The sequence below is a fragment of the Streptomyces sp. NPDC058052 genome (genome assembly GCF_042885515.1).
In the GTDB taxonomy this organism is placed as follows: domain Bacteria; phylum Actinomycetota; class Actinomycetes; order Streptomycetales; family Streptomycetaceae; genus Streptomyces.
Window position 1 is genome coordinate 1 of the sequence record NZ_JBHVRX010000015.1, and the last position, 20707, is coordinate 20707.

Consider the following 20707-nt stretch of genomic DNA (forward strand, 5'->3'; position numbering starts at 1 on the left):
GTCCGGAGCGCTCCGGACCGGGGGCGACGCATCCGCGGGCCCCGTCCGGGGCGAAGCGGGGATGACGGGGTCGTACGGGAGTGCCCGGATGCCGGGCGGGACCGCCCGGAGGCCATCCACGACGACCGGACGTGGCACCGGGCCGCCCGGACGTGGCCCAGCGCTGCCGGCAGAGGACGGATGAGACATGAGCGACGCGCACTGGCTCTTCGGGGATCAGCTGGGGCCCGCCTTCCTGGCACCGGGCGAGGACGGGCCCGCGCGCGACGCCCCCGTAGTGATGATCGAGTCCCGCGCCGTCTTCCGCCGCCGGCGCTTCCACCGGGCCAAGGCGCACCTCGTCCTGTCGGCCATGCGGCACCGCGCCGCCGAGCTCGGCGACCGGGTGACGTACGTACGGGCGGACAGCTACCGGGAAGGGCTGCGCCGTGCCGTCGGCCGAGGGCGGGTGACGGTGCACCACCCCACCTCACGGGCGGCGCTGCGCCTGGTCCGGTCGCTGGGCGACGTGGCGGTGCTGCCGCCGCGCGGGTTCCTCGTCGGTCCGGACGAGTTCGCCGTCTGGGCGAAGGGGCGACGCACGCTCCGCATGGAGGACTTCTACCGGCGGGTCCGCCGCGACCACGACCTTCTGATGGAGGGCGACGGCCCGGCCGGAGGCGTGTGGAACCTCGACCACGAGAACCGCGAGCCCCCGCCGCGAGGAGCCCGCTCGCTGGGCGCGCCGGCACCGTACCGGCCCCGGGAGGACGACATCGACGAGGAGGTCCGGCACGACCTGGACCGCTGGGAACGGGCCGGGGACGTCTCCTTCGTCGGCCGGGACGGGGCCCGGGCGTTCCCGGCGGACCGGCGCCAGGCGCTCGCCGCCCTGCGGCGCTTCCTGGACCACCGGCTCGCCGGGTTCGGGGCGTACGAGGACGCGGTGCTGGCCGGCGACGGCGTGATGAGCCACAGCCTGCTGTCGACGTCGCTGAACCTGGGCCTCCTCGACCCGGCCGAATGCGTGGAGGGGGCGGAGGCCGTCTGGCGGGCGGGCGGTGCGCCGCTCGCCTCCGTGGAGGGGTTCGTCCGGCAGATCGCCGGCTGGCGCGAGTACGTCTGGCACCTCTACTGGCACTTCGGCGAGGAGTACCGGACGAGCAACGTCCTCGGGCACACCGGAACCGTCCCCGGCTGGTGGGAGGAGCTGGACGCCGACGCCGTGTCCGCCCGGTGCGTGGCGACGGCCCTGCGCGAGGTCAGGGACACGGGCTGGACGCATCACATCCCGCGCCTGATGGTCCTCGGCAGCTACGCGCTCCAGCGCGGCTGGGACCCGGCCGCCGTGACCGACTGGTTCCACCGCAGCTTCGCCGACGGCTACGACTGGGTGATGCTGCCCAACGTCGTCGGCATGTCCCAGTACGCGGACGGCGGCCGGATGACGAGCAAGCCGTACACCTCCGGCGGCGCCTACATCGACCGCATGAGCGACCTGTGCGGGCCGTGCCCCTACCGCCCGGACCGGCGGGTGGGCGCGGACGCGTGCCCGTTCACGGCCGGGTACTGGGCCTTCCTCCACCGGCACCGCGACCGGCTCCGCAGCAACCCCCGCGTCTCCCGGCCGGTGGCGGGACTCGACCGGCTGCGAGACCTGCCCGCGCTCCTGGAACAGGAGCGGAAGCGGGGTTCCGGCCCGCCGTGACGGCCTGGCGCCCCTCGCCCGCACCGCTTGGCGGGCGAAGCGGGACGTGAAGCTGAGGCGCATGGGGCCGCGGCCGCTCACGCGGGGGGCTCCAGGCCGTCTCTCCCGGACCTTGCCGGGTTCGCGGGCGGCCGGGGCCCGGGGCTTCCGGCCGCTCGCGGGCGGAGCGTCAGTCCTGGATCGCCGGCGCGGGCTCGCTCTTGTAGCTCGACAGGCTGAAGTGCTTGCTCACGAGCTTCCGCCAGGTGCCGTCGGACACCATCTCCCCCAGGGCCTTGTTGATCTTGCCCTTGAGCTCGGCGTCGCCCTTCTTGAGGCCGATGCCGTAGTTCTCGTCACTCAGGGAGAGGCCCACGAGCTTGAACTTGCCCCAGTGCTGCTGCTGCGAGGCGTAGCCCGCCAGGATGGCGGCGTCCGTGGTCACCGCGTCGACCTTCTTGTCCTCCAGGCCCTTCAGGCACTCGGAGTAGCCGCCGAACTCCTGGAGGCCGGCCTTCGGGGCCAGCTTCTCCTTGACGTTCCGCGCGGAGGTCGAGCCGGTGACCGAGCAGAGCTTCCTGGAGTTGAGGTCCTCGACCTTGGTGATCGAGACCTCGTCGCCGCGGACCAGCAGGTCCTGGTGGGTCAGGAAGTACGGACCCGCGAAGTCGACCTCCTTCAGGCGCTTCTCGTTGATCGAGTAGGTCGCCACGACGAACCTGACGTCGCCGCTCTTGATGAGGTTCTCGCGCTGCGCCGAGGGGGCTTCCTTCCAGACGATGTCGTCCTCGGAGTAACCCAGCTTCTTGGCGACGTACGTGGCGACGTCGACGTCGAAGCCCGCGTAGCCGTCCGAGGTCTTCAGCCCCAGACCCGGCTGGTCGAACTTGATGCCGATGACGATCTTCTCGCCCGTGCCACCGGATTCCGACCCGAGGCCGCACGCGGTGACGGTCAGAGCGAGGACGACGGTGCCGGCCGAGCGGATGGTGCGCAGTTTCACGATGGTGCTCTACCCCTGGTGGAGGATCTTGGAGGCGAAGTCCTTGGCACTTGCTCCGTCCTCCGCAGTTGCGAGGACACTAGAGACACAATCGAAGGATTGTCATCACATCTGAGCGGAACTTGAGGTGGCCGCATCACCTTTCCCTCACACCGTCCCGCCACGCGTCGTCCGCCACGCTCCTGTTCCGGGGTGCGTGGCGAACGCGTTCCTACGGTGTCACCGGACCACGAGGCCGCTCGCCCTCGCGTCCCGGGGCACGGATCGGCCGCGCCCGCGGGATGTCCCTCCCCCGACGGCGCATCAGGACCTGCGCGCAGGCCGCGCGACCCGTACGGTCGGGACAGGACGGCGTGCAGGACCGCCGCCCTGGGTGCCGGCGCCGGTCCCCTGAACTTCCCCCCGAGCGGGGGTCCGGCGCCGCCCCCGACCCGAGACGCGGCGACGCGCCCGGTGCCGGTGCCCCCCTGGAGGGCACGCCCGCCGGGCCCGCCGGTCCCGGCCGGGTGACCGCCGTCCGGATGGCCGTCACGAGGGACGGCCCGGTCCGGTCGCCGTGAACCAGCCGCGGGACCCCATCGCACGACCGGCTTCGATGCCGGGTCGGTAGTGGCGAACTGGGAGTGGACGAGGAGCGGCTGGAAGAACGGCACCGCCGCCGTCCGGGACACCAGGTGCGAGACCGTCGACTACGTCGTCTCCATCCACTTCAGGGTCAAGTTCAACGGCCAGACCGTCGCCACGAAGAAGCGGCCGGACCCGGACGGCTGCGGCGGTTCGGACGGCTACTTCCCCGGCCTCGGCTACGACGCCGGCTTCTACGTCACCAGCGTGGAGGTCGTGACCTGCGTCGCCGACTGGGGCGAGCCCACCTGCTTCCACAGCGGCTTCGTGGACAACCCGCTCACCTGAGTGTCAGGTGCTCCTCCCTTCTGCGGCGCGCCGACTCGTCAGGGCGGTGACAGCGGGCCGCAGGAGGGGTGAGGCGCGGGATCCGGGCCGAGATCCCGCAGCCGGCCGCCCGGGCCGCGAACCGCGGGCGGCCCGGCCGGCTCGGCGGCCGGGTACCTGGCTGAAGCGGGGACGGGGCTTCAGCGCAAGAGGTTCCCGCTGCTCGGCCGACGACTACCGGTCGGACTCGAACAGGCTGTTGACCCGGGCGTAGGCCGGTGTGCCGGCCAGGAACCCGAACGTCCCGTGCTCGGACACCTCGGAGGCCGCCGCCAGGAGGCCGCCCAGTGCGGCCCGGGCGAATGCGGAGCCCAGGCTCACCCGGCGTACTCCCAGCTCCGCCAGTTCCGCCACGCTGCCCGCCGCCGGGGAGGCAAGGACGTTCACCGGCCTGCCGACGGACGAGCAGACCGCCCGGATCGCCGCCGCGTCGGGCAGCCCCGGCGCGTACAGCACATCGGCCCCGGCCGCTTCGAACGCCTGCAGCCGGGCGATGGTGTCCGCCAGGTCCGCTCGGCCGTAGAGGAAGTTGTCCGCCCGTGCGGTCAGCACGAAGCCGGACGACACCGATCGTGCCGCCTCCACGGCCGCCGTCACGCGGTCGACCGCTTCTGCCACGTCCCGCACCGGCGCGCCCGGGTCGCCGGTCGTGTCCTCGACGGACGCACCGGCGAGGCCCGCCTGCGCCGCGAGGCGGATGGTGTCCGCCACCTCCTGGCCGGTGCCGCCGTAGCCGCTCTCCAGGTCCGCGGTCACCGGCAGGCTCGTGCCGGCAGCGATGGCCGCCGCGTTGGCCAGGGCTTCGTCCCGGGTCACCAGGCCGTGCCCGTCCGGCCGGCCCAGCGACGTCGCCAGCCCGGCGCTCGTGGTCGCCAGCGCCGCGAACCCCACGCCTGCCAGCAGCCGCGCCGATCCCGCGTCCCAGGCGTTCGCGACCACGAACACGCCCTTCTCGTGCAGCCGCCGGAACGCCTCCGCCTTCGATGCCTGATCCACCATCACCCGTCCCCTTCTCTCACGGCCGGCGGGACGACACGCTCACGCCGTCCGCCCCTGTCGCACCGCACGCTACTGAGTCCAGGTGACGGAGACGGCGCCTCCCGGGAGTGTCCCTTCCCCGGTTCCGCGGTGCGTCACGTCGCAGTGCCCCGCAGGCTCTTGATCACTTCGCGGGCAGCGCGTTCGCCGGATTGGATGGCGCCTTCGATGTATCCGGCGTGCTCGAATGCGGTCTCCGTCCCGGCCCAGTGGAGGGCGCCGACGGACTGGGACGGCATGGGAAGGTATCCGTCGGTGGTCCCTGGGGTAGCCAGTGCCGCGTAGCCGCCTCCGACGTGCTCATCGAGGTGCCATGACTTCTCGTGCCAGCCCGCCGGAGCGAGAGCTTCCGCGCCGATGTGCGGGACGAGCTGGCCGAGCAGGGCCTGGCGCCGCCCTTCGGCGTCCGTCCGGTCGAGCTCTCGCGCCTCCGTGCCGGCGACGAGGATGCACAGGTGCCCTGGGCCGCCGGGTGGCGTGGTGTCGAACACCGCGCCGCCGGGGTGGGCCAGGAGCATGAACTCCCCATGCCCTGTTCGCTGCCTCCAGAAGGGGTGCTCGTAGACCGCGATCGCCTTGTACACCGACCCCATGTAGGTGTTCCGCTCCAGCATCGTTCTGCTCTCGGGCAGCGGAGGGTCGTAGGCGATCCGTGCGGACATGGGGGGTGGGACAGTGACGATCACCCGGGCGGCCCGGAGGGCGCCGCCCGTCGTGTGAAGGGTTGCGCCGCTGTCGTCGTGGTGGATCGCGGTGACGCGACGGCCGGTCAGTACGCGTTCTCCGAGGCCGGCGGCGAGCCGGTCCGTCAGCGTGCCCGCACCGTCGACGATCAGCTTCTCTTGCGCGCCACCGTCGGTGGACAGCATCGCCTTCAGGCCGCCTTGGTGCCGGACCGCGCCCGCGAAGGCATGCATCGAGTAACGGTCGAGGTCAGCTGTGGTGGTGACCGCGACAAGCACTTCGAGCAGCCTGCGCGTCGTGCGGCCGGGGACGTTCCGCAGCCAGGCGCCGACCGTCTGCGATGCCCACTTTCCCGGTGCCGCCCGCTTGGCCCGGAGCTCCCACGCGAGCAGTACGGTGTGCGCCGCAAGCATGGCCGGGTTCATCGCCGAGACCCTACGGGGCCCGTCGACGACGGCAGGCCGCTTGGGCGTGTGCATGGGGAACAGCTCGGCACCGAGCTCAGCGGCCAGGGCGGCGAACCGGTGGTGGCCGTGGCCCACCCATTGGCCTCCGAGGTCCAGGCGTGATCCCAGCGCGGATGTCTCGGCCATCATCCGGCCGCCGGGTCTGGCGGCGGATTCGAGTACGAGCACGTCGATGCCCTGGCGGAACAGCTCTCTGGCTGCGATCAGCCCGGCCATACCGGCACCGACCACGGCCACCGTGGTCGTGGCACGGCCCTCCCCGTCGGCGACCTCTCCCGCTCGTTCAGCTCTCACTGGTTCACCTCTCACCTTCCGCCTCCCGCTTCCTGCCATGAGCGCGCACACAATCACCGGATCGATTCCTTCGAACGCCGGACCCCAGGGACCGGCGGACACGGCGACGACCGGTTCACCGGCGGTCGGCTCGCACCAGCACTCCGGCCGGCCCGGTCAGCCGCAGGACGAGGGACCAGGCGTCGACAACCGGGAACTCGGACGTTCGTCCGAGTTAAAGTAGAGACGGCATCGGCTTGGGGCAAGAGACCCGCCCGAGCCTTCACAGATCGCCGACCCGCCCACGAGCGCGCCGACGACAGGGCCACGCGGTACCTCCGGCACTTCGGGAGCACCGCTGCTGCCTAGGTTCGAGGCGCCTTGAGGCGACTCGCGACCGAACACTCCCGGCCCGTTCCGACTCGTTCCGCTTCCGCCTCCTCGACTCTTGTTGGCGAAACCGTTGCCCGCTATTCTGCAGCGATCCACAGCAGAGTCGTACAAGCGACCGACTTTGAGGAGTGCAGTGACCAATTTCGACGTTGTCGTGGTCGGGGCCGGCCTCGCGGGGCTGACCGCCGCCAGGGCAGTCCGTGCCGCGGGGCGCAGCGTGATCGTTCTGGAGGCCCGGGGCCGCGTCGCGGGGCGTACCCTCGGCCACCGTCTGTCCGACGGCACCCCCGTCGAGCTCGGCGGCCAGTGGATCGGCCGGACCCAGACAGAAGTCCTCAAGCTGGTCGACGAGCTCGGCCTCGAGACGTTCCCGACGTACGACGACGGCGCCGCCGTGACGTTGTACAACGGGACGCTCACGCGGTACGCCGACGAGACCTTCGGCCTCTCCGCCGAGGGCGCGGCGACGGTCGGGCGGCTGCGGCAGGAGCTCGAGGGGCTGGCGGACACCGTGTCGCTGTCCTCGCCCTGGACGTCGCCGGCCGCGGCCGAGCTGGACCGGCAGAGCGTCGGCGAGTGGCTGCACACCCGCACGAGCGACACCGAGGCACTGGCGTTCTGGGGCGCGATCATCCCCGCGCTCTTCTCGGCCGAACCCGCGGAGCTGTCGCTGCTGCACTTCCTCTTCTACATCAAGTCCGGCGGCACGCTCGGAAACCTCGTGTCCACCACGGGTGGCGCGCAGGAGCTGCGGGTCGTCGGCGGCCCCCACCTGATGTCCGAGCGGCTGGCCGACCAGCTGGGTGATGCGGTGCGGCTGAACGCTCCGGTCCGGAAGGTCTCCCAGGACCACGACGGGGTGCGGGTCGACTTCGAAGGCGGACAGGTCACCGCGCAGCGGGTCATCGTCGCGATCCCGCCCACGCTGGCGGGACGGCTCGTCTACCAGCCCGCGCTGCCCGCGTCCCGCGACGGCCTCACCCAGCAGATGCCGATGGGGTCGGTCATCAAGGTCCAGGTCGCCTATCCCACTCCGTTCTGGCGACGGGCCGGACTCAGCGGCTTCGGCTTCAGCCTGGACGAGGGCCTGAGCGTCACCATGGACAACTCTCCGCCGGATGGTTCGCGCGGCGTCCTCGTCGGCTTCTTCGAGGGCGCCCACGCCCGCAGCGCTGCCCTCTTGCCGCTCGAGGAACGCAGAGTCTCGGCGGTGGCCACGCTGGTGAGGATGTTCGGGCCGGAGGCCCAGAACCCCGTCGAGTACGCCGAGCAGAACTGGATGGAGGAGGAGTACACCCGAGGCTGTTACGGCGGCCGGCTGGGGGCCGGTGTGTGGACGCAGCACGGTGCCGCGCTCACCGAGCCGGTCGGCCGCATCCACTGGGCCGGTGCGGAGACTTCGGACGTCTGGAACGGCTACATGGACGGGGCCATACGGTCCGGCCGTCGAGCGGCGGCCGAGGTCCTCGGCCACCAGGAAGCGTGAGCACCCCCGATGAATGCATCCAACGACGGCTCCCCGTCGCTCGACACACTGATCGAGGAGCTCCGCCACGGTGAGCGGACCTGGGCGGCGCTGTCCTTGTCCGCACGCCGCGACCTGCTCACCACCCTGTCGGAAGCCCTCCAGCGGCATGGCCGGGAATGGGTCGACGCCGCCTGCGCGATCAAGCAGCTGAATCCAGAGTCCCCGCTGGCCGGAGAAGAGTGGATCACCGGCCCCTACGCGCTGCTCACCGGCGTAAGCGCCCTGTCGGCCACACTTTCGGCCCTCGAGGCGGGGCACAGCCCGCTGGACGGCTTCCCCCTCTCACCGGCTCCCGGAGACAGGGTCTCCGTCCGGGTACTCCCCCACAGCCTGTTCGACCGGCTTCTGCTCAACGGCTACACCGCACACGTGTGGTCCCGGCCCGGTATGACGGCCGACGGGCTGCGGACGGCCGCGGGGCTGGGGCAGCGCACGCCGAAGGCGACCGGCGGTGTCGGTCTCGTCCTCGGCGCGGGCAACATCTTCTCGATCGCGCCGCTCGACACGCTCTACGAGCTGTTCGCCCACAACCGTGTCGTCCTGCTCAAGCTGAACCCGCTCACGGATCCGCTGCTGCCGGTCCTGAGCAAGGTGTTCGCCGGCTTCATCGAGTGGGGCTCCTGCGGATCGTCACCGGCGGAGTCGACGTCGGTTCGGCCGCGGTGGCACACCGGGGCGTCAGTCACGTGCACATCACCGGCAGCGTCACGTCCCATGACGTCATCGTGTTCGGCCCCGGCGAGGAAGGCAGGGCGCGACAGGCCCGCGGCGAGGTGCTGCTGGACAAGCCCATCACCAGTGAACTGGGAGGCGTCTCCCCGACGATCGTGATCCCGGGGAAGTGGTCGAAGCGTGACCTCGCCTACCAGGCGGAGCACATCGCGACCCAGAAACTCCACAACAACGGGTACAACTGCATCGCGTCACAGGTCCTCGTCGTCAGCAGCGACTGGGAGCAGAAGGACGACTTCCTCACGGCATTGCGCGAGGCATTCACCAGGACGATCACCCGGCCGGCCTACTACCCCGGCAGCGATGAACGATGCTCGGCGGCGGTGAAGGACCACCCGGGCACCGCCAGGCCGGTCGGAGCAGGCACGCGTGTCCTCCTCGAGGAGATACCGGCCGAGGGCGACATCGCGTTCACGGAGGAGTACTTCGCCCCCGTCCTGGCCGTCACCAGCCTCCCCGGACAGGGACGCGACTTCCTCGCCCGTGCCACCGCCTTCGCCAACGAACGGCTCTCCGGCACGCTGGGCGCGAACGTCGTGGCACATCCGCGGACCATCCGCCGGCTGGGTGACGACTTCACCCGGTTCGTCGCCGATCTGCGCTACGGCACGGTCGCGGTCAACGCGTGGACCGGCGTCGGTTATCTGACCGCTCGCGCCACCTGGGGCGCGTTCCCCGGCCACACGCTTCAGGACGCACAGAGCGGCATCGGCATCGTCCACAACGGGCTCCTGCTGGACGGCACCGAGCGCACGATCGTGAGCGGGCCCTTCCGTCCCTTCCCCCGTTCGGTGCTCACCGGACAGCTCACCCTCTCCCCACGGCCGCCGTGGTTCGTCACCAACCGCACCGCGGCCGTCACCGGACGGCTGCTCACCGCCTTCGCGGGTCGGCCAGGATGGTCCAAGCTCCCCGGCATCCTCGCCTCCGCCCTCCGTGGATGAGGCACTGAACCCGCCGGCACCCTCCCCGAGCCAAAAGGACACGCCATGCCGACCTACAACCTCGCCGATCTGCTCGAAGGCAGCGCCAGGAAATACCCCGACCGGACCGCGATCGTGCTCGGCGACACCCGTCTGAGTTACGCGCAGGTCGACGCGGCCGCCAACCAGGTGGCGAATCTGCTGGTCTCCCGCGGAGTGCGGCCCGGGGACAAAGTCGCTCTGATGATCCCGAACCTGCCGCACTTCACCGTCGTCTACAACGGCATCCTCAAGGCGGGCGCCACAGCCGTCCCGCTGAACGTGCTCCTCAAGAGCCGTGAGGTCGGCTACCACCTCGATGACTCCGACTCCGTCGCGCTGTTCGCCTTCGAGGGCTCACCGGACCTCCCCATCGGAAAGGAGGCGCACGACGGCTTCCGATGTTCGGCCGCCACCAGGGAGTTCTTCATGGTGACGGCCGATCCGGCCGCCACCAGCCCCGTCGAGGGAACCGAGACCTTCGGCGGCGCCGTCGCGAACCAGTCGCCGGTCTTCGAGACGGTCCGGACCGACGAGGACGACACCGCGGTCATCCTGTACACGTCCGGAACGACCGGTCAGCCCAAGGGGGCCGAACTCCGGCACCGCAACATGCGCGACAACGCGCTCCTCGGCAGGGAGCTCTTCGGCGCCGACGAGGCTCGCCCGGACACCTACCTGTGTGTGCTGCCGCTGTTCCACTCCTTCGGCCAGACCGTGATCCAGAACGGGGCCGCCGCCTACGGCGGCACCGTGGTGATGCTGCCCCGCTTCGGACCCCAGGCCGCGATCACGGCCATGCTCAAGGACTCCGTGACCTTCTTCGCGGGAGTTCCCACGATGTACTGGGGGCTGCTCGGAGTGCTCGACGAGACGGTCGACGTCGCCACGCTCGCGGGAAACCTCCGCATGGCTGTCGCCGGAGGGTCGGCTCTGCCGGTCGAGATCCACAAGGATTTCCAGCGGCGGTTCGGCGTCGTCATCGCCGAGGGCTACGGCCTCTCGGAGACCTCCCCCGTCGCCGCGTTCAAGCCCCTCGGCGCGCCGGCCCGGCCCGGATCGATCGGGACTCCGCCGCCTGGAGTGGAACTCAAGCTCATCGAGCCCTCTTCGTGGCGGGACGCGGAAGGAGCCGCCGGCACCATCGGTGAGATCGCCATCCAGGGTCACAACGTCTTCAAGGGCTACTACAACAGGCCGCAGGCGACGGCGGAGGTGCTCAGCGAGGACGGCTGGTTCCGCACCGGCGACCTCGCCAGACGCGACGAGGACGGCTGGTACTACATCGTCGACCGCGCCAAGGACATGATCATCCGCGGTGGCTTCAACGTCTATCCGCGTGAGATCGAAGAGGTTCTCCTCACCCACCCGGCGGTCTCGCTCGTCGCCGTCATCGGCGTGCCGCACAGCAGCCACGGCGAGGAGGTGAAGGCGATGGTCGTCCTCAAGGCCGGGGCCACGGTCACGGCCGAGGAGCTCATCGCCTGGGCGCGGGAGCAGATGGCGGCCTACAAGTACCCCCGGATCGTCGAGTTCGCCGACAGCCTGCCGATGACGGCCACCGGCAAGATCCTCAAGCGGGAGCTGCGGTGACACGCCCCGGATCCGGCCGCTTCGACGCGGACGCCGCCGGAGCGGGCTTCCCCATCACCGCCGTCCGCAGCAGGCCGGCACCCCGCCCCCTGCCTGCTGCGGCACGTGAAGCCGCAGACCGGGCCTGCCCGACCGCCCTGGTGGCGGGCCCGCCCAGCACGACCGGAGGTACCCGATGAGCACCGGCAGTCCCGACATCCAGAAGGTCGGCGTGGTGGGCTGCGGCTTGATGGGCTCCGGGATCGCCGAGGTGTGCGCGCGCAGCGGCCTGCACACCTTGGTCTACGAGGTGGACGAAGCCGCTCTGGATTCCGGCCGGGAACGTATCGAGCGGTCGCTCGTGCGGGCCGTGGAACGAGGCAGGCTCGCTCCCGAGGGGGCGGAGCGGGCGAGGGCCTCCTTGGCGTTCACCACCGACCTGGACGACTTCGCCGACCGGGATCTCTCGATCGAAGCCGTTCCGGAGAACGAGAGCCTGAAGGTCGGGATCTTCGCGGCACTCGACCGGGTCGTCCGGCGGCCCGACGCTCTGTTCGCGTCCAACACCTCCTCCATCCCCGTCATGACACTCGGCGCGGCGACATCGCGGCCGGGCCAGGTCATGGGTCTGCACTTCTTCAACCCCGTCCCCGCGCTCGACCTCGTCGAGCTGGTGCCGTCGCTGGCCACCGACGACGGTTCCTGGGCGAGGATGCGGCACTTCGTGAGCACCGTCCTGGGCAAGCACGCCATCGTCTCGCAGGACCGAGCCGGCTTCGTCGTCAACTCCCTGCTGGTCCCCTACCTCCTGTCCGCGATCCGCATGTTCGAGTCGGGCTTCGCCGTCGCGCAGGACATCGACGAAGGCATGGTGCGCGGCTGCGGTCACCCCATGGGGCCGCTGGCGCTGGTCGACCACATCGGACTGGACACGACTCTGGCCGTCGCCGAATCCCTGTACGCCGAGTTCAGGGAGCCGCACTACGCCCCGCCGCCGCTGCTGTCCCGGATGGTCCAGGCCGGCAACACCGGGCGGAAGTCCGGGCGGGGTTTCTACACCTATCCGGCGACCGCGTCCCGTTAGCGGAAGCCCGGCTGCTCGGCCTGCTCCCCTTCTCAGCGCTGCCGCCCTTCGACTCGTGCGGGTCGAAGGGCGGCAGGGCAGGCGTCCGCTACCGGACATCGAGGCCGAGCCGTTCGACCGACCGCCCACCCGGCGGCTCCAGGTGAACGCCCCGGCTGGGACGGGCCGGTCGCGGGCTCATTCACCCACTGACATCACCTCAGGAGTTCTCCATGCTGACGACCCGGTTCACTCAGGAGTTCGGGGTACGCCACCCCGTCATGTGCGGCGGAATGACCGGCGTCGGGACCGCGCCGCTCGTCGCCGCCGTGGCCGAGGCCGGCGGGCTGGGCTTCCTCACCGCGCTCACGCAGCCGACCCCGGCGGCTCTGGCGGATGAGATCAAGCGGGTCCAGGACCTCACGGACCAGCCCTTCGGTGTCAATCTGACGATCCTGCCCACCGTCGCGTCGGTCGACTACGAGGGGTATCGCGACGTGATCGTGGCGTCCGGCGTCCCCTTCGTCGAGACCGCCGGGAGCAACCCGGCGCCGCTGCTCCCCCACTTCCACGACGCAGGCATGAAGGTCGTCCACAAGGCGACCTCCGTCCGGCACGCGCTCAAGGCCGAACGGCTGGGGGTGGACGCCGTGGCCATCGACGGGTTCGAGGCCGCCGGCCACCCGGGCGAGGACGACGTCCCCGGACTGGTGCTGATCCCTGCCGCCGCACGGCAGCTGTCGATACCGCTGATCGCCAGCGGCGGGATCGCCGACGCGTCCGGTCTGGTCGCGGCGCTGGCACTCGGTGCCGACGCCGTCAACATGGGCACCCGGTTCGTCGCGACGCGGGAGTCCCCTGTCCACGAAGCGGTCAAGCAGCAGATCGTGGCGAACGACGAGCGCTCCACGGTGCTGGTCTTCCGCAAGTTCAGGAACACCGCGCGTGTGGTGCGGAACATCGTCAGCGAGGAGATCCTCTCCATCGAGGCGGACCGCGGCACCGACTTCTCCGACATCGCCCACCTCGCCTCCGGCAAGCGCGGCCGACAGCGTGTGCTGGTGGAAGGGCACACCGACGACGGCATGTGGTGGGCGGGCCAGTCGCAGGGGCTCATCCGCGACGTCCCCACCGTCGGTGACCTGATCTCCACTCTCGTCACCGACGCCGAGCACCTGATCAGCGGACGCCTTCAGGGCCTGGTGAACGCGTAGCGACGCTCGGAGAGGTCCTTCGGGACGCTGATCTCCCCTTGCCTGTCAGGCCCCCGGGGTCCGTACATCCTGGAGGAGCCTGTCGACGTGTCGGCCCCTCGCGGAGAAGCCGCGGGGGGCCGAGACCGTGTCCGTGCTGTCGGGACATGGGCCAGGGAATCTCCGGGGCCGCCCCCGAGCCTCGGACAGCTGGTGCGGAGCCTCTGTCGTGGCCCTCGTCAGACACTCAGGGTTGCCCAGACAGCGTCGAGCAATGTGGTGCGTCGCTCCGGTGTCCAGGGTTCGCCGGCGTCGAACCCGGAGACGACGATTCCGTCGACGAACAAGCTGATCAGGTCGGCTTCACGATCGGGGTCGGCCGATCCCGCTTCACGGAGGAGCCGCTCGATCCGCTGGTTCCACCACCGGTTGAACCGGTTGAGTTCGCCTCGCAGTGTCGGATGCCCGGCCGTGTGCAGGACGAGAGCGAGCCAGAAGCGATGGCTGCGTTCCGTGGGGCTCAGTACGGCCCACTCCACCACCGCGCGCAGGGCGGCCTGGCCGTCAAGACCCTCGGTCGCCGCGTCGGCTTCGGCACGCCGGCTGTCGAGTTCTCGGCGGACGGCGTTGCGGAGCAGTTCCTCCCGGCTGCCCACGTAGTGGGTCACCACCGATGTCGACGCTCCGACGTGTTTGGCGACAGCACGGATCGTCACGGTGTCGAAGCCGGCGTCGGCCGCGATGGCGACCACCGCGTCTTCGACAGCCTCGAGTCTGGCTGCATGATCTACCTGGCGGGGCATGCCCACAGCATAGCCGGACCCACAACGCGTGTTGCAAAACGGCTTGCCCCGGCCTTCGCCCTGGAGCCCCGGGGGCGCTGCTCACACCACTCGCCCACGGGGGTTCCGGCCCCAGAAGACCGTGCCCGAACCGGACGGTGATCCGAGGCCGGCTCGGGCACGGTCTGTCTCAGCGATCGGCGCCGCGGGAGAGGACGCTCCGGAGAACGTTCGACGCACCCGCGGGAGAGACGGCGCTGCCGAGCCACCCGAGCAGGAACGAGACCGGAACGGCGACGAGGCCCGGCGAGTGGAACGGATACCAGTCGAAATCCGCGTCGGGCCACAGCGCGTACGAAGTGCCGGAGACCGTGGGTGAGAAGAACATCAGCACCGTGCAGAGGAACAGTCCCCCGTAGACGGACCACAGCACTCCGAGCCCGTTGAACCCTCGCCAGAACAAGGAGTAGACGAGTACCGGGAAGACGCACGACGCGGCGACGCTGAGGGAGAAGGTGACGAGGAACTCCACGGGATGACGGTGGACGGCGACGGACAGGGAGAGGCACAGGACGCACAGGATGACGATCGCGGAGCGAAGCGCCCGCAGCTCTCCCAGGTCGGTGCGGTTCTTCCTTCTCGGCGCGAGCACGTCCTGAGCGAAGGAGACCGCCGCTGCGAAGGTCACGCTGCTGACGCCGGTGAGGACGGCGATGAAGGCGACGCATGCCACGGCGGTGATGAGTACGACGCGGGTGCCCGAGCCGCGCTCGAGTACGCCTGCGGCCAGGAGGATCGGTGATGCCTGCCCATTGGCGTCGACGGCCGCGATGCCTTGGCCGCCGACCACGGCCGCGGCCGCGAACCCCGTGGCGATCAGAAGGACGAAGACGGCGCCGGTGAGACCTATGGCGATGCTGACGGAGCGACGCGCCGCGTGCTCCGTTCTTGAGGCGGCGATCCGCAGGATCAGGTGGGGCAGCATGGCGGTGCCGAGGATCACGACGATGTGATCGCTGAGGGTGCTGAGGGGTCCCAGGCCCGCGGTGTGCGACCAGAGCCCGGGGCTGAGATAGCCCTGCGGGTCGGCGCTGTTGTCGGCTGCCGCGGCGAGCAGGCCGCCCGGATCCCAGTCGAACTCCTCCAGGGCCAGAACGATGACCGCGGCGAGGGCCAGCAGGGTGAGGGGGACCTTGACGACCTGGAGAACGGTGGTGCCCCTGAGGTCCGCCACCGCGGCGAAGCAGGCCACAAGACCGCCCATCAGCACGGTGCACGCGATCTGGATCTCATAGGACGCCTGCCCGATCAGCAGTGCCGCGCTGATGCCGCCGGCACGCAGCTGGATCACCAGCAGGGGCAGGGTGATGACGAGGGTCACCACAGCCGCGGCGGTGCGCGGTCCCGGGCCCGCCGCACGCAGGGCGAACAGACCGCCGAGTGTGTAGTGTCCGCTCTTCCTCATGCGCTGGGCGAGGAGAAGCAGCACGGCGAGCGCGATGACGCTGTCGATGGCGGTGGCGAATCCGTCGTAGCCGAAGAGGGCGACGGCGCCGGTGGTCGCGAACAGGCTGACGACCGATATCTGTTCGCCCGCCACGGCGAACCCGTTGACCGTGGGCGAGAGGGAGCGGTCGGCGGTGTAGAGGCGTTCGGGATCATCGTCCTGGGTCGCCAGCATGAAGACCCACAAGAGGCAGACACCGACGAAGACGAGGAAGGACGTGATCACGGGTCCACTGGCGTGCGAGCCGATGGGGTTGACCATACTCGCGCTCACCGTGTGCACCGCCGGTACTCGTCGGCGTGGAGCGGAACGCCGAGGCCGGTACCGGCTCCGAGACGCTCCGACAGTCGCGTAGCCCGGTTCTCGTACCACCAGGTGGTACCGAGGAGCAGGCCGAGCTGGAGGAGGCCCCATGTGATGCCCAGCGTGAGCCGTCCATGGACCTGGACTTCGGCGATCTGGGCGGAGCATGACAAGACGATCGCGATGCTCAGGGGGACGGCGTTGACCAGGAGGTAGGTCCGCCGGACAGCGGATGCGGGGTCGCGGAGGCTTGCTCCGCTCGTCCGGTGTTCGCCGGGGACGTACTGCTCGGCGCGGGGACGGACAGGGGGCAGCGGGGGGAAGCTGGATGGCACGGGTGTCTCCGGGGCAGGTGAGGTGAGAGACAGGGGAAGCGGCAGCTGCGCCGGGGCGTCCGGGGAACTCCGCGGCGAGGCCCGTGGGGCGTCGCCCGTCCCTGGTCGCCGGGGTGGGGGCAGGCGGCCGGACTTCCCTCTGTGGTCATCGCTGGACTTCGGAAGGACGTGCGGTCGGACCGGGCGCCGCCGATCATCGGGGCGCCCGGCCCATCGGGGGACGCCGGGGTTCAGCCCGTGATGTCGCGGCCGAGCACGCGGCGCGCGATGACCCACTTCTGGATCTCGTTGGCGCCTTCGTAGATCTCGCCGATCTTGCTGTCGCGGTAGATGGTCGACACGACGGAGGTTGCCCCGTCGGCGCCGCGCTCCTGGACGAAGCCCATCCCTCCGAAGATCTGCACGGCGTCCCGGGCGATGTCGACCGAGAGGCGTGTGCCGAGCAGCTTGGCCATGGCGGCCTCCGGTTCGGGGAAGTCGATGCCCTCGTCCATGCGGAGGGCCGCCTTGAGGTAGGTGCTGCGGGCCGCTTCCAGCTGCGTGGCGTATTCCGCGATGGCGAACTGCCAGTGCTGGTTCGCGCCCAGCGGCTTGCCGAACGCGTGCCGGCTGATCAGGTGAGCTGCCATCTGGTCGAAGGCGGCCTGCGCCATGCCCACCCCGGCGGCACCGATGCCGATGCGGCCGTAGGTCAGGGTCTGCAGGGCGATCTTCAGACCTTCACCGACCTGGCCGAGCACATCGCTGTCGGCGAGACGCACGTCCGAGAAGGTGACGTCCGCGGTGAGCTGGCCGCGGTTTCCGATCTTGCGGTCGGGGAGGCCGACCCGGACGCCGGGGGTGTCGGTCGGGACGATGAACGTGGTCAGACGCTCATCGGTGCGCGCCAGGACGATGATGAAGGCGGCGACCGGCGAGTTGGTGATCCAGCGCTTCGTGCCGTTGAGGATCCAGCCGTCGCCGGTGCGGTCGGCGCGGGTCTGCACGGCGGTGGGCGCCAGGTCGCTGGAGGCCGCGGGCTCGCTGGTCGCGAATGCCCCGACGATGTCGCCGGCGACCAGAGGGCGCAGCCACCGCTGCCGCTGCTCGTCCGTGCCGTGCTTGAGCGCGTTGCCGGCGAGGATGCAGTGGACGTCGAAGACGGCGGCCACACTGTTGGAGTGGTAGGCGATCTCCTCGACGGCGACCGCCGTCGCCGTGGCGGGGTGTGTCAGTTCATCGCCACCGACCTCGGCGCCGAACGGGATGCGGAACAGGCCGCGTCGGGCGAGATCGTCGAACACCGCGCGGGGGAACCCCTCGACCCGCTCGTCTCCGGTGGCGATGGCGTGGGCCGCGGGGGCGACGACTTCGTCCGCCATGACACGGACGCGCTCTCGGACGGCAAGGACCTCCTGCGGGCTCAGTCGATCGTGGTACATCCGGTCGTACAGGCGGGCCACGCCGGTCGTTCCGGTCGGGGTGTCTGTCGAGGCGCTCATGGTCGTTCTCTCTTCCGGGCCGGAGGCGTGCGGCAGGGCCGGAACGCCGAAGGCTGCAGCGGGACTAGGAGGAGGACCGGGTCTGGCGGCAGGCGCTGTTCCCGTCCGGCGGATGCGCGATCAGCGGTAGGCGCCGGGCCGCCCCGGTCGCGTCGGACACGGTCTCCGGCAGGCGCCGCTCAAGGGTCTCCGCGCGGCGCATGATGACCAGAAACTCGGTCGGACGTCCGACTTAAGATAGAGGCACGTATCCTTCAGGCGCAACGAGCCGCTTCGCTCATGACTCCCGCCCGCGAGCCGACGCCCGGCGGGGAGGGGCCTCAGTGGGGGCGGACCGCCCGCCTGGGCGCGGCCGGCTGCGGATCCGCGAGCAGGATGACCATGTCGAGCGCATGCCTGAGGTCGCGACGCGCGCGATCACCGTCAGGATTGGCCACGTACTGGAGGATCAGGCCGTCGATCAGGGCCAGGGTGAGGCGCCCGAGGGCGTCGTACCCGATGGCGCAGCGCTCGCCGGCGGCCTGGGCGGCCTGTTCGCAGAACTCGGTGACGAGGGAGCTGTACCGTTCGTACTGCGAGCGGGCCAGGTCGGCCGCCCCCTCAGCCCTCAAGGAGTAGGTCGTCAGCTCGTACTGCATGATCTGCAGGCCGAGCCCGCTCTCCACCAACCTGCGCCAGAAGCCGGCGATTCCCTGCCTGAAGGCATGCTCCACGCCTCGGTCCAGTTCAACCTCGGAGCGCAGCGCCTGCGAGATGTCCTCCACGACCTTGGCCATGACGGCGCGAAGCAGTTGGTCCTTGGCGGGGAAGACGTAGTGCAGCGTCCCCAGAGGGATCCCCGCCTCGGCGGCCACGGCCCGCAGGGTCATGGCGGGCACTCCTACGGAGCCCAGCACACGCATAGCCGCCGCGATGATCTGCTCTTCGCGCTCCGCTGCCCTGACGTAGGCCACCTGGTCCACTCCTCGTTCGGTCGGTCGAGTCTCCCACACCTCTTGCGTTCCACGAGGATCCCCACCTAGGCTAAGTCGGACGCTTGACCGAGTTCAGGAGCAGTTGCGTGGGCTGTACCCGCGGAACGGGCACCCCGACACGCCCATACGCCCCCGCGCCAGAGGGGCCTGAGGGACGAACCGATCGGTCAGCGGCGGCCGCGGACTCCTCGTCGCCGGCCTCCCGAGGAAGCCGCACCGACTGCGGCACCCTCTCGTCCCGGAACGGATGCGGAGGGCATCCGGAGGCCGTCATCGGCCGCTGTCCCGTGATCGAGAAGGGCAGCACCATCCATGCACCTCAGGACGGTCGAACGCGAGACGTTCATCGGCCCGCCGAAGACCATCACCGAACTCTGCTTCCAACGGTGCGCCTGGTGCGCGACCGCCGTGCTGCGCACATCCCTGCTGTGCCCGATCTGCGCCTCCACGGACCTGAAATGGGTGAGCAGTGAAGGCCGGGGCAAGGTGCACGGCTTCGTGACGATACGACGGCAGGGGGCCCGCCCCCGGACGATGGCGGTAGTGGATCTGGGTGACGGCATCAAGCTGCGCGCCTCCCTCGAAGGCGCGGCATTGGACCTCGCGTCCCACGGAGCACCGGTGAGCGTGCTGAGAATCGCTCCCGACGGGTTGCCCGTGTTCGCCCTGGACCGTCCGCCCCGCGAGGACCGGTAGGCGCCACGGCGCCGGCGGAAGCCGATCGGCTGGAGTCCTAGACCACCGTCTCGACGATGTCGGCAGGATGGACACCCACGTTCTCCATGGCGGTGTAGAAGGCTTCGGGGTCGGCCCAGTCCTCGGGAGCGAGCGCCCCTTTCCACTGCGCGGCGCGGTCGAGCGCCAGCGTCACGAAGGCGGCGCAGGCGGTGCCTGCCAGGACAGTGGCATTCCCCAGGGGCGTGACTCCTTCGCCACCGCCCGGGGTTCTGCGGATGACGACCGCCGGATCGCCGTCGTAGGTCCCGGCGACCCGGACCAGGAGCCCGGAGCCGGGGCGCCCCGCGGTACGGATGCGTGCGGCGGCGGGAAAGCGTCGGGGCATCGTGATGCGGGCTGGATGCGCACGCTGCTCGGTGTACGCACCGTCTCCCCCACCGAGGTCGGCCCGGGCTCCGACCCCTGGACCGGATGGGGGACCGTGATGCGCGGGCGCGGCGGTGGCTGCGCTCAGCAGGCGCTCGACTGCGGGCCTGTCGGCTCTCGACTGCTCGCTGGATGTCCAGAGCATGTCGATGGTCTCGACGGAGTCGAGTTCTCTCGCGGCGTCGACGACCAGCACGTTGTTCATGCCCGGAAAGGCTCCACAGCCGATGAACAGGGGAACGCCTGCCTCCTCGGCCCGTCGCGCGAGGGTGGCCAGGGCCGACCTGGTGCTCTCGACGTCGCCGTGGAGATCGAGGTAGGGCACCTTCATGTCGATGCAGGCTGCGCGAACGGCGGCGGTCACCCGGGGGCAGGGGGGCGCGCCGAGGACGACGAGCGCGGCAGCTTCCACGGCGGCGCACAGGGCGTGGTGGTCGCCGGGGTCCAGGGCACTGACGGAGACATGCTCCCCCAGGGCCCGGGCCCAGGGTTCGACGAGGTCCGGGCGGCTGTCGCACAAGGTGACGCTCCGGCCTTCCGTCCCGCGGGCGAACTGTTCCACGGCCGACCGGCACGCAGGGTCCGACGGGCCGATGAAGACGACTCCGCGGCCGGCGCCCACGTCGCTGTTTCCCGTCGCCGCACCACGATTCCGTGTGCCCATGTCGATCTCCCATCTCCGGCCCTTGTGAGGTC

The 20707-nt window shown here is 70.6% G+C and carries 17 protein-coding genes; 8 read left to right on the forward strand and 9 right to left on the reverse strand.

Translation table 11 applies throughout. The annotated features are described in order from the left end of the window. The first annotated feature begins 187 nt into the window (after positions 1 to 187). Positions 188 to 1687, forward strand: a complete 1500-nt coding sequence (locus ACFVU3_RS21045; RefSeq protein ID WP_390068195.1) for a cryptochrome/photolyase family protein — start codon at positions 188 to 190, stop codon at positions 1685 to 1687. A 169-nt stretch (positions 1688 to 1856) separates the two neighbouring features. Here the strand turns inward: ACFVU3_RS21045 and ACFVU3_RS21050 are convergent, their stop codons facing one another. Further along, positions 1857 to 2669: a glutamate ABC transporter substrate-binding protein gene (locus ACFVU3_RS21050; protein WP_390068197.1), complete on the reverse strand. Its 813-nt coding sequence runs from the start codon at positions 2667 to 2669 to the stop codon at positions 1857 to 1859. A gap of 609 nt (positions 2670 to 3278) precedes the next feature. Here ACFVU3_RS21050 and ACFVU3_RS21055 point away from each other — a divergent pair. Then, positions 3279 to 3581 carry a hypothetical protein gene (locus ACFVU3_RS21055; RefSeq protein ID WP_390068199.1) on the forward strand — a complete coding sequence of 101 codons (303 nt, stop codon included), beginning with the start codon at positions 3279 to 3281 and terminating at the stop codon, positions 3579 to 3581. Positions 3582 to 3794: 213 nt separating this feature from the next. On the opposite strand, the gene ACFVU3_RS21060 is transcribed toward ACFVU3_RS21055, so the two are convergent. After that, the gene (locus tag ACFVU3_RS21060) at positions 3795 to 4619 is read right to left on the reverse strand and encodes an isocitrate lyase/phosphoenolpyruvate mutase family protein (RefSeq protein ID WP_390068200.1); all 825 of its coding nucleotides are present in this window, start codon (positions 4617 to 4619) and stop codon (positions 3795 to 3797) included. Positions 4620 to 4753: 134 nt separating this feature from the next. Continuing rightward, positions 4754 to 6025: a flavin monoamine oxidase family protein gene (locus ACFVU3_RS21065; RefSeq protein WP_390068202.1), complete on the reverse strand. Its 1272-nt coding sequence runs from the start codon at positions 6023 to 6025 to the stop codon at positions 4754 to 4756. A 583-nt stretch (positions 6026 to 6608) separates the two neighbouring features. On the opposite strand from ACFVU3_RS21065, the gene ACFVU3_RS21070 reads away from it, so the two are divergent. The 5 genes from ACFVU3_RS21070 (at position 6609) to ACFVU3_RS21090 (ending at position 13546) form a co-directional block, all read left to right on the forward strand. Beyond that, positions 6609 to 7961, forward strand: coding sequence for a flavin monoamine oxidase family protein (locus ACFVU3_RS21070; RefSeq protein ID WP_390068203.1), 1353 nt, complete (start codon positions 6609 to 6611; stop codon positions 7959 to 7961). A gap of 158 nt (positions 7962 to 8119) precedes the next feature. Next, on the forward strand, positions 8120 to 9679 hold the full coding sequence (locus ACFVU3_RS21075; RefSeq protein ID WP_390068204.1) for an aldehyde dehydrogenase family protein: 1560 nt from the start codon (positions 8120 to 8122) through the stop codon (positions 9677 to 9679). Positions 9680 to 9724: 45 nt separating this feature from the next. Beyond that, the gene (locus tag ACFVU3_RS21080; protein ID WP_390068205.1) at positions 9725 to 11290 is read left to right on the forward strand and encodes a long-chain fatty acid--CoA ligase; all 1566 of its coding nucleotides are present in this window, start codon (positions 9725 to 9727) and stop codon (positions 11288 to 11290) included. Positions 11291 to 11465: 175 nt separating this feature from the next. After that, positions 11466 to 12353 carry a 3-hydroxybutyryl-CoA dehydrogenase gene (locus ACFVU3_RS21085; protein ID WP_390068207.1) on the forward strand — a complete coding sequence of 296 codons (888 nt, stop codon included), beginning with the start codon at positions 11466 to 11468 and terminating at the stop codon, positions 12351 to 12353. A 212-nt stretch (positions 12354 to 12565) separates the two neighbouring features. Beyond that, complete coding sequence (locus tag ACFVU3_RS21090) at positions 12566 to 13546, forward strand: NAD(P)H-dependent flavin oxidoreductase (protein WP_390068208.1); 981 nt, start codon at positions 12566 to 12568, stop codon at positions 13544 to 13546. Between the two features lie 218 nt (positions 13547 to 13764). Here ACFVU3_RS21090 and ACFVU3_RS21095 read toward each other — a convergent pair whose 3' ends face one another. From ACFVU3_RS21095 to ACFVU3_RS21115, 5 genes are all read right to left on the reverse strand, one after another. Next, positions 13765 to 14328, reverse strand: coding sequence for a TetR/AcrR family transcriptional regulator (locus tag ACFVU3_RS21095; protein WP_390068210.1), 564 nt, complete (start codon positions 14326 to 14328; stop codon positions 13765 to 13767). Between the two features lie 169 nt (positions 14329 to 14497). Continuing rightward, positions 14498 to 16087 (reverse strand): transporter, encoded by a 1590-nt coding sequence (locus tag ACFVU3_RS21100; RefSeq protein ID WP_390068212.1) that lies wholly within the window; start codon positions 16085 to 16087, stop codon positions 14498 to 14500. Then, positions 16084 to 16452 carry a hypothetical protein gene (locus ACFVU3_RS21105; RefSeq protein WP_390068214.1) on the reverse strand — a complete coding sequence of 123 codons (369 nt, stop codon included), beginning with the start codon at positions 16450 to 16452 and terminating at the stop codon, positions 16084 to 16086. Before ACFVU3_RS21105 ends, ACFVU3_RS21100 begins: the two co-directional genes overlap by 4 nt. A gap of 230 nt (positions 16453 to 16682) precedes the next feature. Then, positions 16683 to 17933 (reverse strand): acyl-CoA dehydrogenase family protein, encoded by a 1251-nt coding sequence (locus tag ACFVU3_RS21110; protein WP_390068216.1) that lies wholly within the window; start codon positions 17931 to 17933, stop codon positions 16683 to 16685. 320 nt (positions 17934 to 18253) lie between these two features. After that, the gene (locus ACFVU3_RS21115) at positions 18254 to 18925 is read right to left on the reverse strand and encodes a TetR/AcrR family transcriptional regulator (RefSeq protein ID WP_390068218.1); all 672 of its coding nucleotides are present in this window, start codon (positions 18923 to 18925) and stop codon (positions 18254 to 18256) included. 294 nt (positions 18926 to 19219) lie between these two features. On the opposite strand from ACFVU3_RS21115, the gene ACFVU3_RS21120 reads away from it, so the two are divergent. Beyond that, positions 19220 to 19603: a Zn-ribbon domain-containing OB-fold protein gene (locus tag ACFVU3_RS21120; protein ID WP_390068219.1), complete on the forward strand. Its 384-nt coding sequence runs from the start codon at positions 19220 to 19222 to the stop codon at positions 19601 to 19603. A 37-nt stretch (positions 19604 to 19640) separates the two neighbouring features. On the opposite strand, the gene ACFVU3_RS21125 is transcribed toward ACFVU3_RS21120, so the two are convergent. Further along, a complete protein-coding gene (locus ACFVU3_RS21125; RefSeq protein ID WP_390068220.1) occupies positions 19641 to 20675 on the reverse strand; it encodes a hypothetical protein in 1035 nt (344 codons plus the stop codon). Positions 20676 to 20707 lie beyond the last annotated feature (32 nt).

What these genes read in the sequence shown, in the direction of transcription:
- ACFVU3_RS21090 (WP_390068208.1), top strand. Translation starts at nt 12,566, where the DNA reads ATGCTGACGACCCGGTTCACTCAGGAGTTCGGGGTACGCCACCCCGTC.
- ACFVU3_RS21120 (WP_390068219.1), top strand. Translation starts at nt 19,220, where the DNA reads ATGCACCTCAGGACGGTCGAACGCGAGACGTTCATCGGCCCGCCGAAG.
- ACFVU3_RS21110 (WP_390068216.1), bottom strand. Translation starts at nt 17,933, where the DNA reads ATGAGCGCCTCGACAGACACCCCGACCGGAACGACCGGCGTGGCCCGC.
- ACFVU3_RS21060 (WP_390068200.1), bottom strand. Translation starts at nt 4,619, where the DNA reads ATGGTGGATCAGGCATCGAAGGCGGAGGCGTTCCGGCGGCTGCACGAG.
- ACFVU3_RS21080 (WP_390068205.1), top strand. Translation starts at nt 9,725, where the DNA reads ATGCCGACCTACAACCTCGCCGATCTGCTCGAAGGCAGCGCCAGGAAA.
- ACFVU3_RS21085 (WP_390068207.1), top strand. Translation starts at nt 11,466, where the DNA reads ATGAGCACCGGCAGTCCCGACATCCAGAAGGTCGGCGTGGTGGGCTGC.
- ACFVU3_RS21045 (WP_390068195.1), top strand. Translation starts at nt 188, where the DNA reads ATGAGCGACGCGCACTGGCTCTTCGGGGATCAGCTGGGGCCCGCCTTC.
- ACFVU3_RS21065 (WP_390068202.1), bottom strand. Translation starts at nt 6,025, where the DNA reads ATGGCCGGGCTGATCGCAGCCAGAGAGCTGTTCCGCCAGGGCATCGAC.
- ACFVU3_RS21125 (WP_390068220.1), bottom strand. Translation starts at nt 20,675, where the DNA reads ATGGGCACACGGAATCGTGGTGCGGCGACGGGAAACAGCGACGTGGGC.
- ACFVU3_RS21075 (WP_390068204.1), top strand. Translation starts at nt 8,120, where the DNA reads ATGGGTCGACGCCGCCTGCGCGATCAAGCAGCTGAATCCAGAGTCCCC.
- ACFVU3_RS21095 (WP_390068210.1), bottom strand. Translation starts at nt 14,328, where the DNA reads ATGCCCCGCCAGGTAGATCATGCAGCCAGACTCGAGGCTGTCGAAGAC.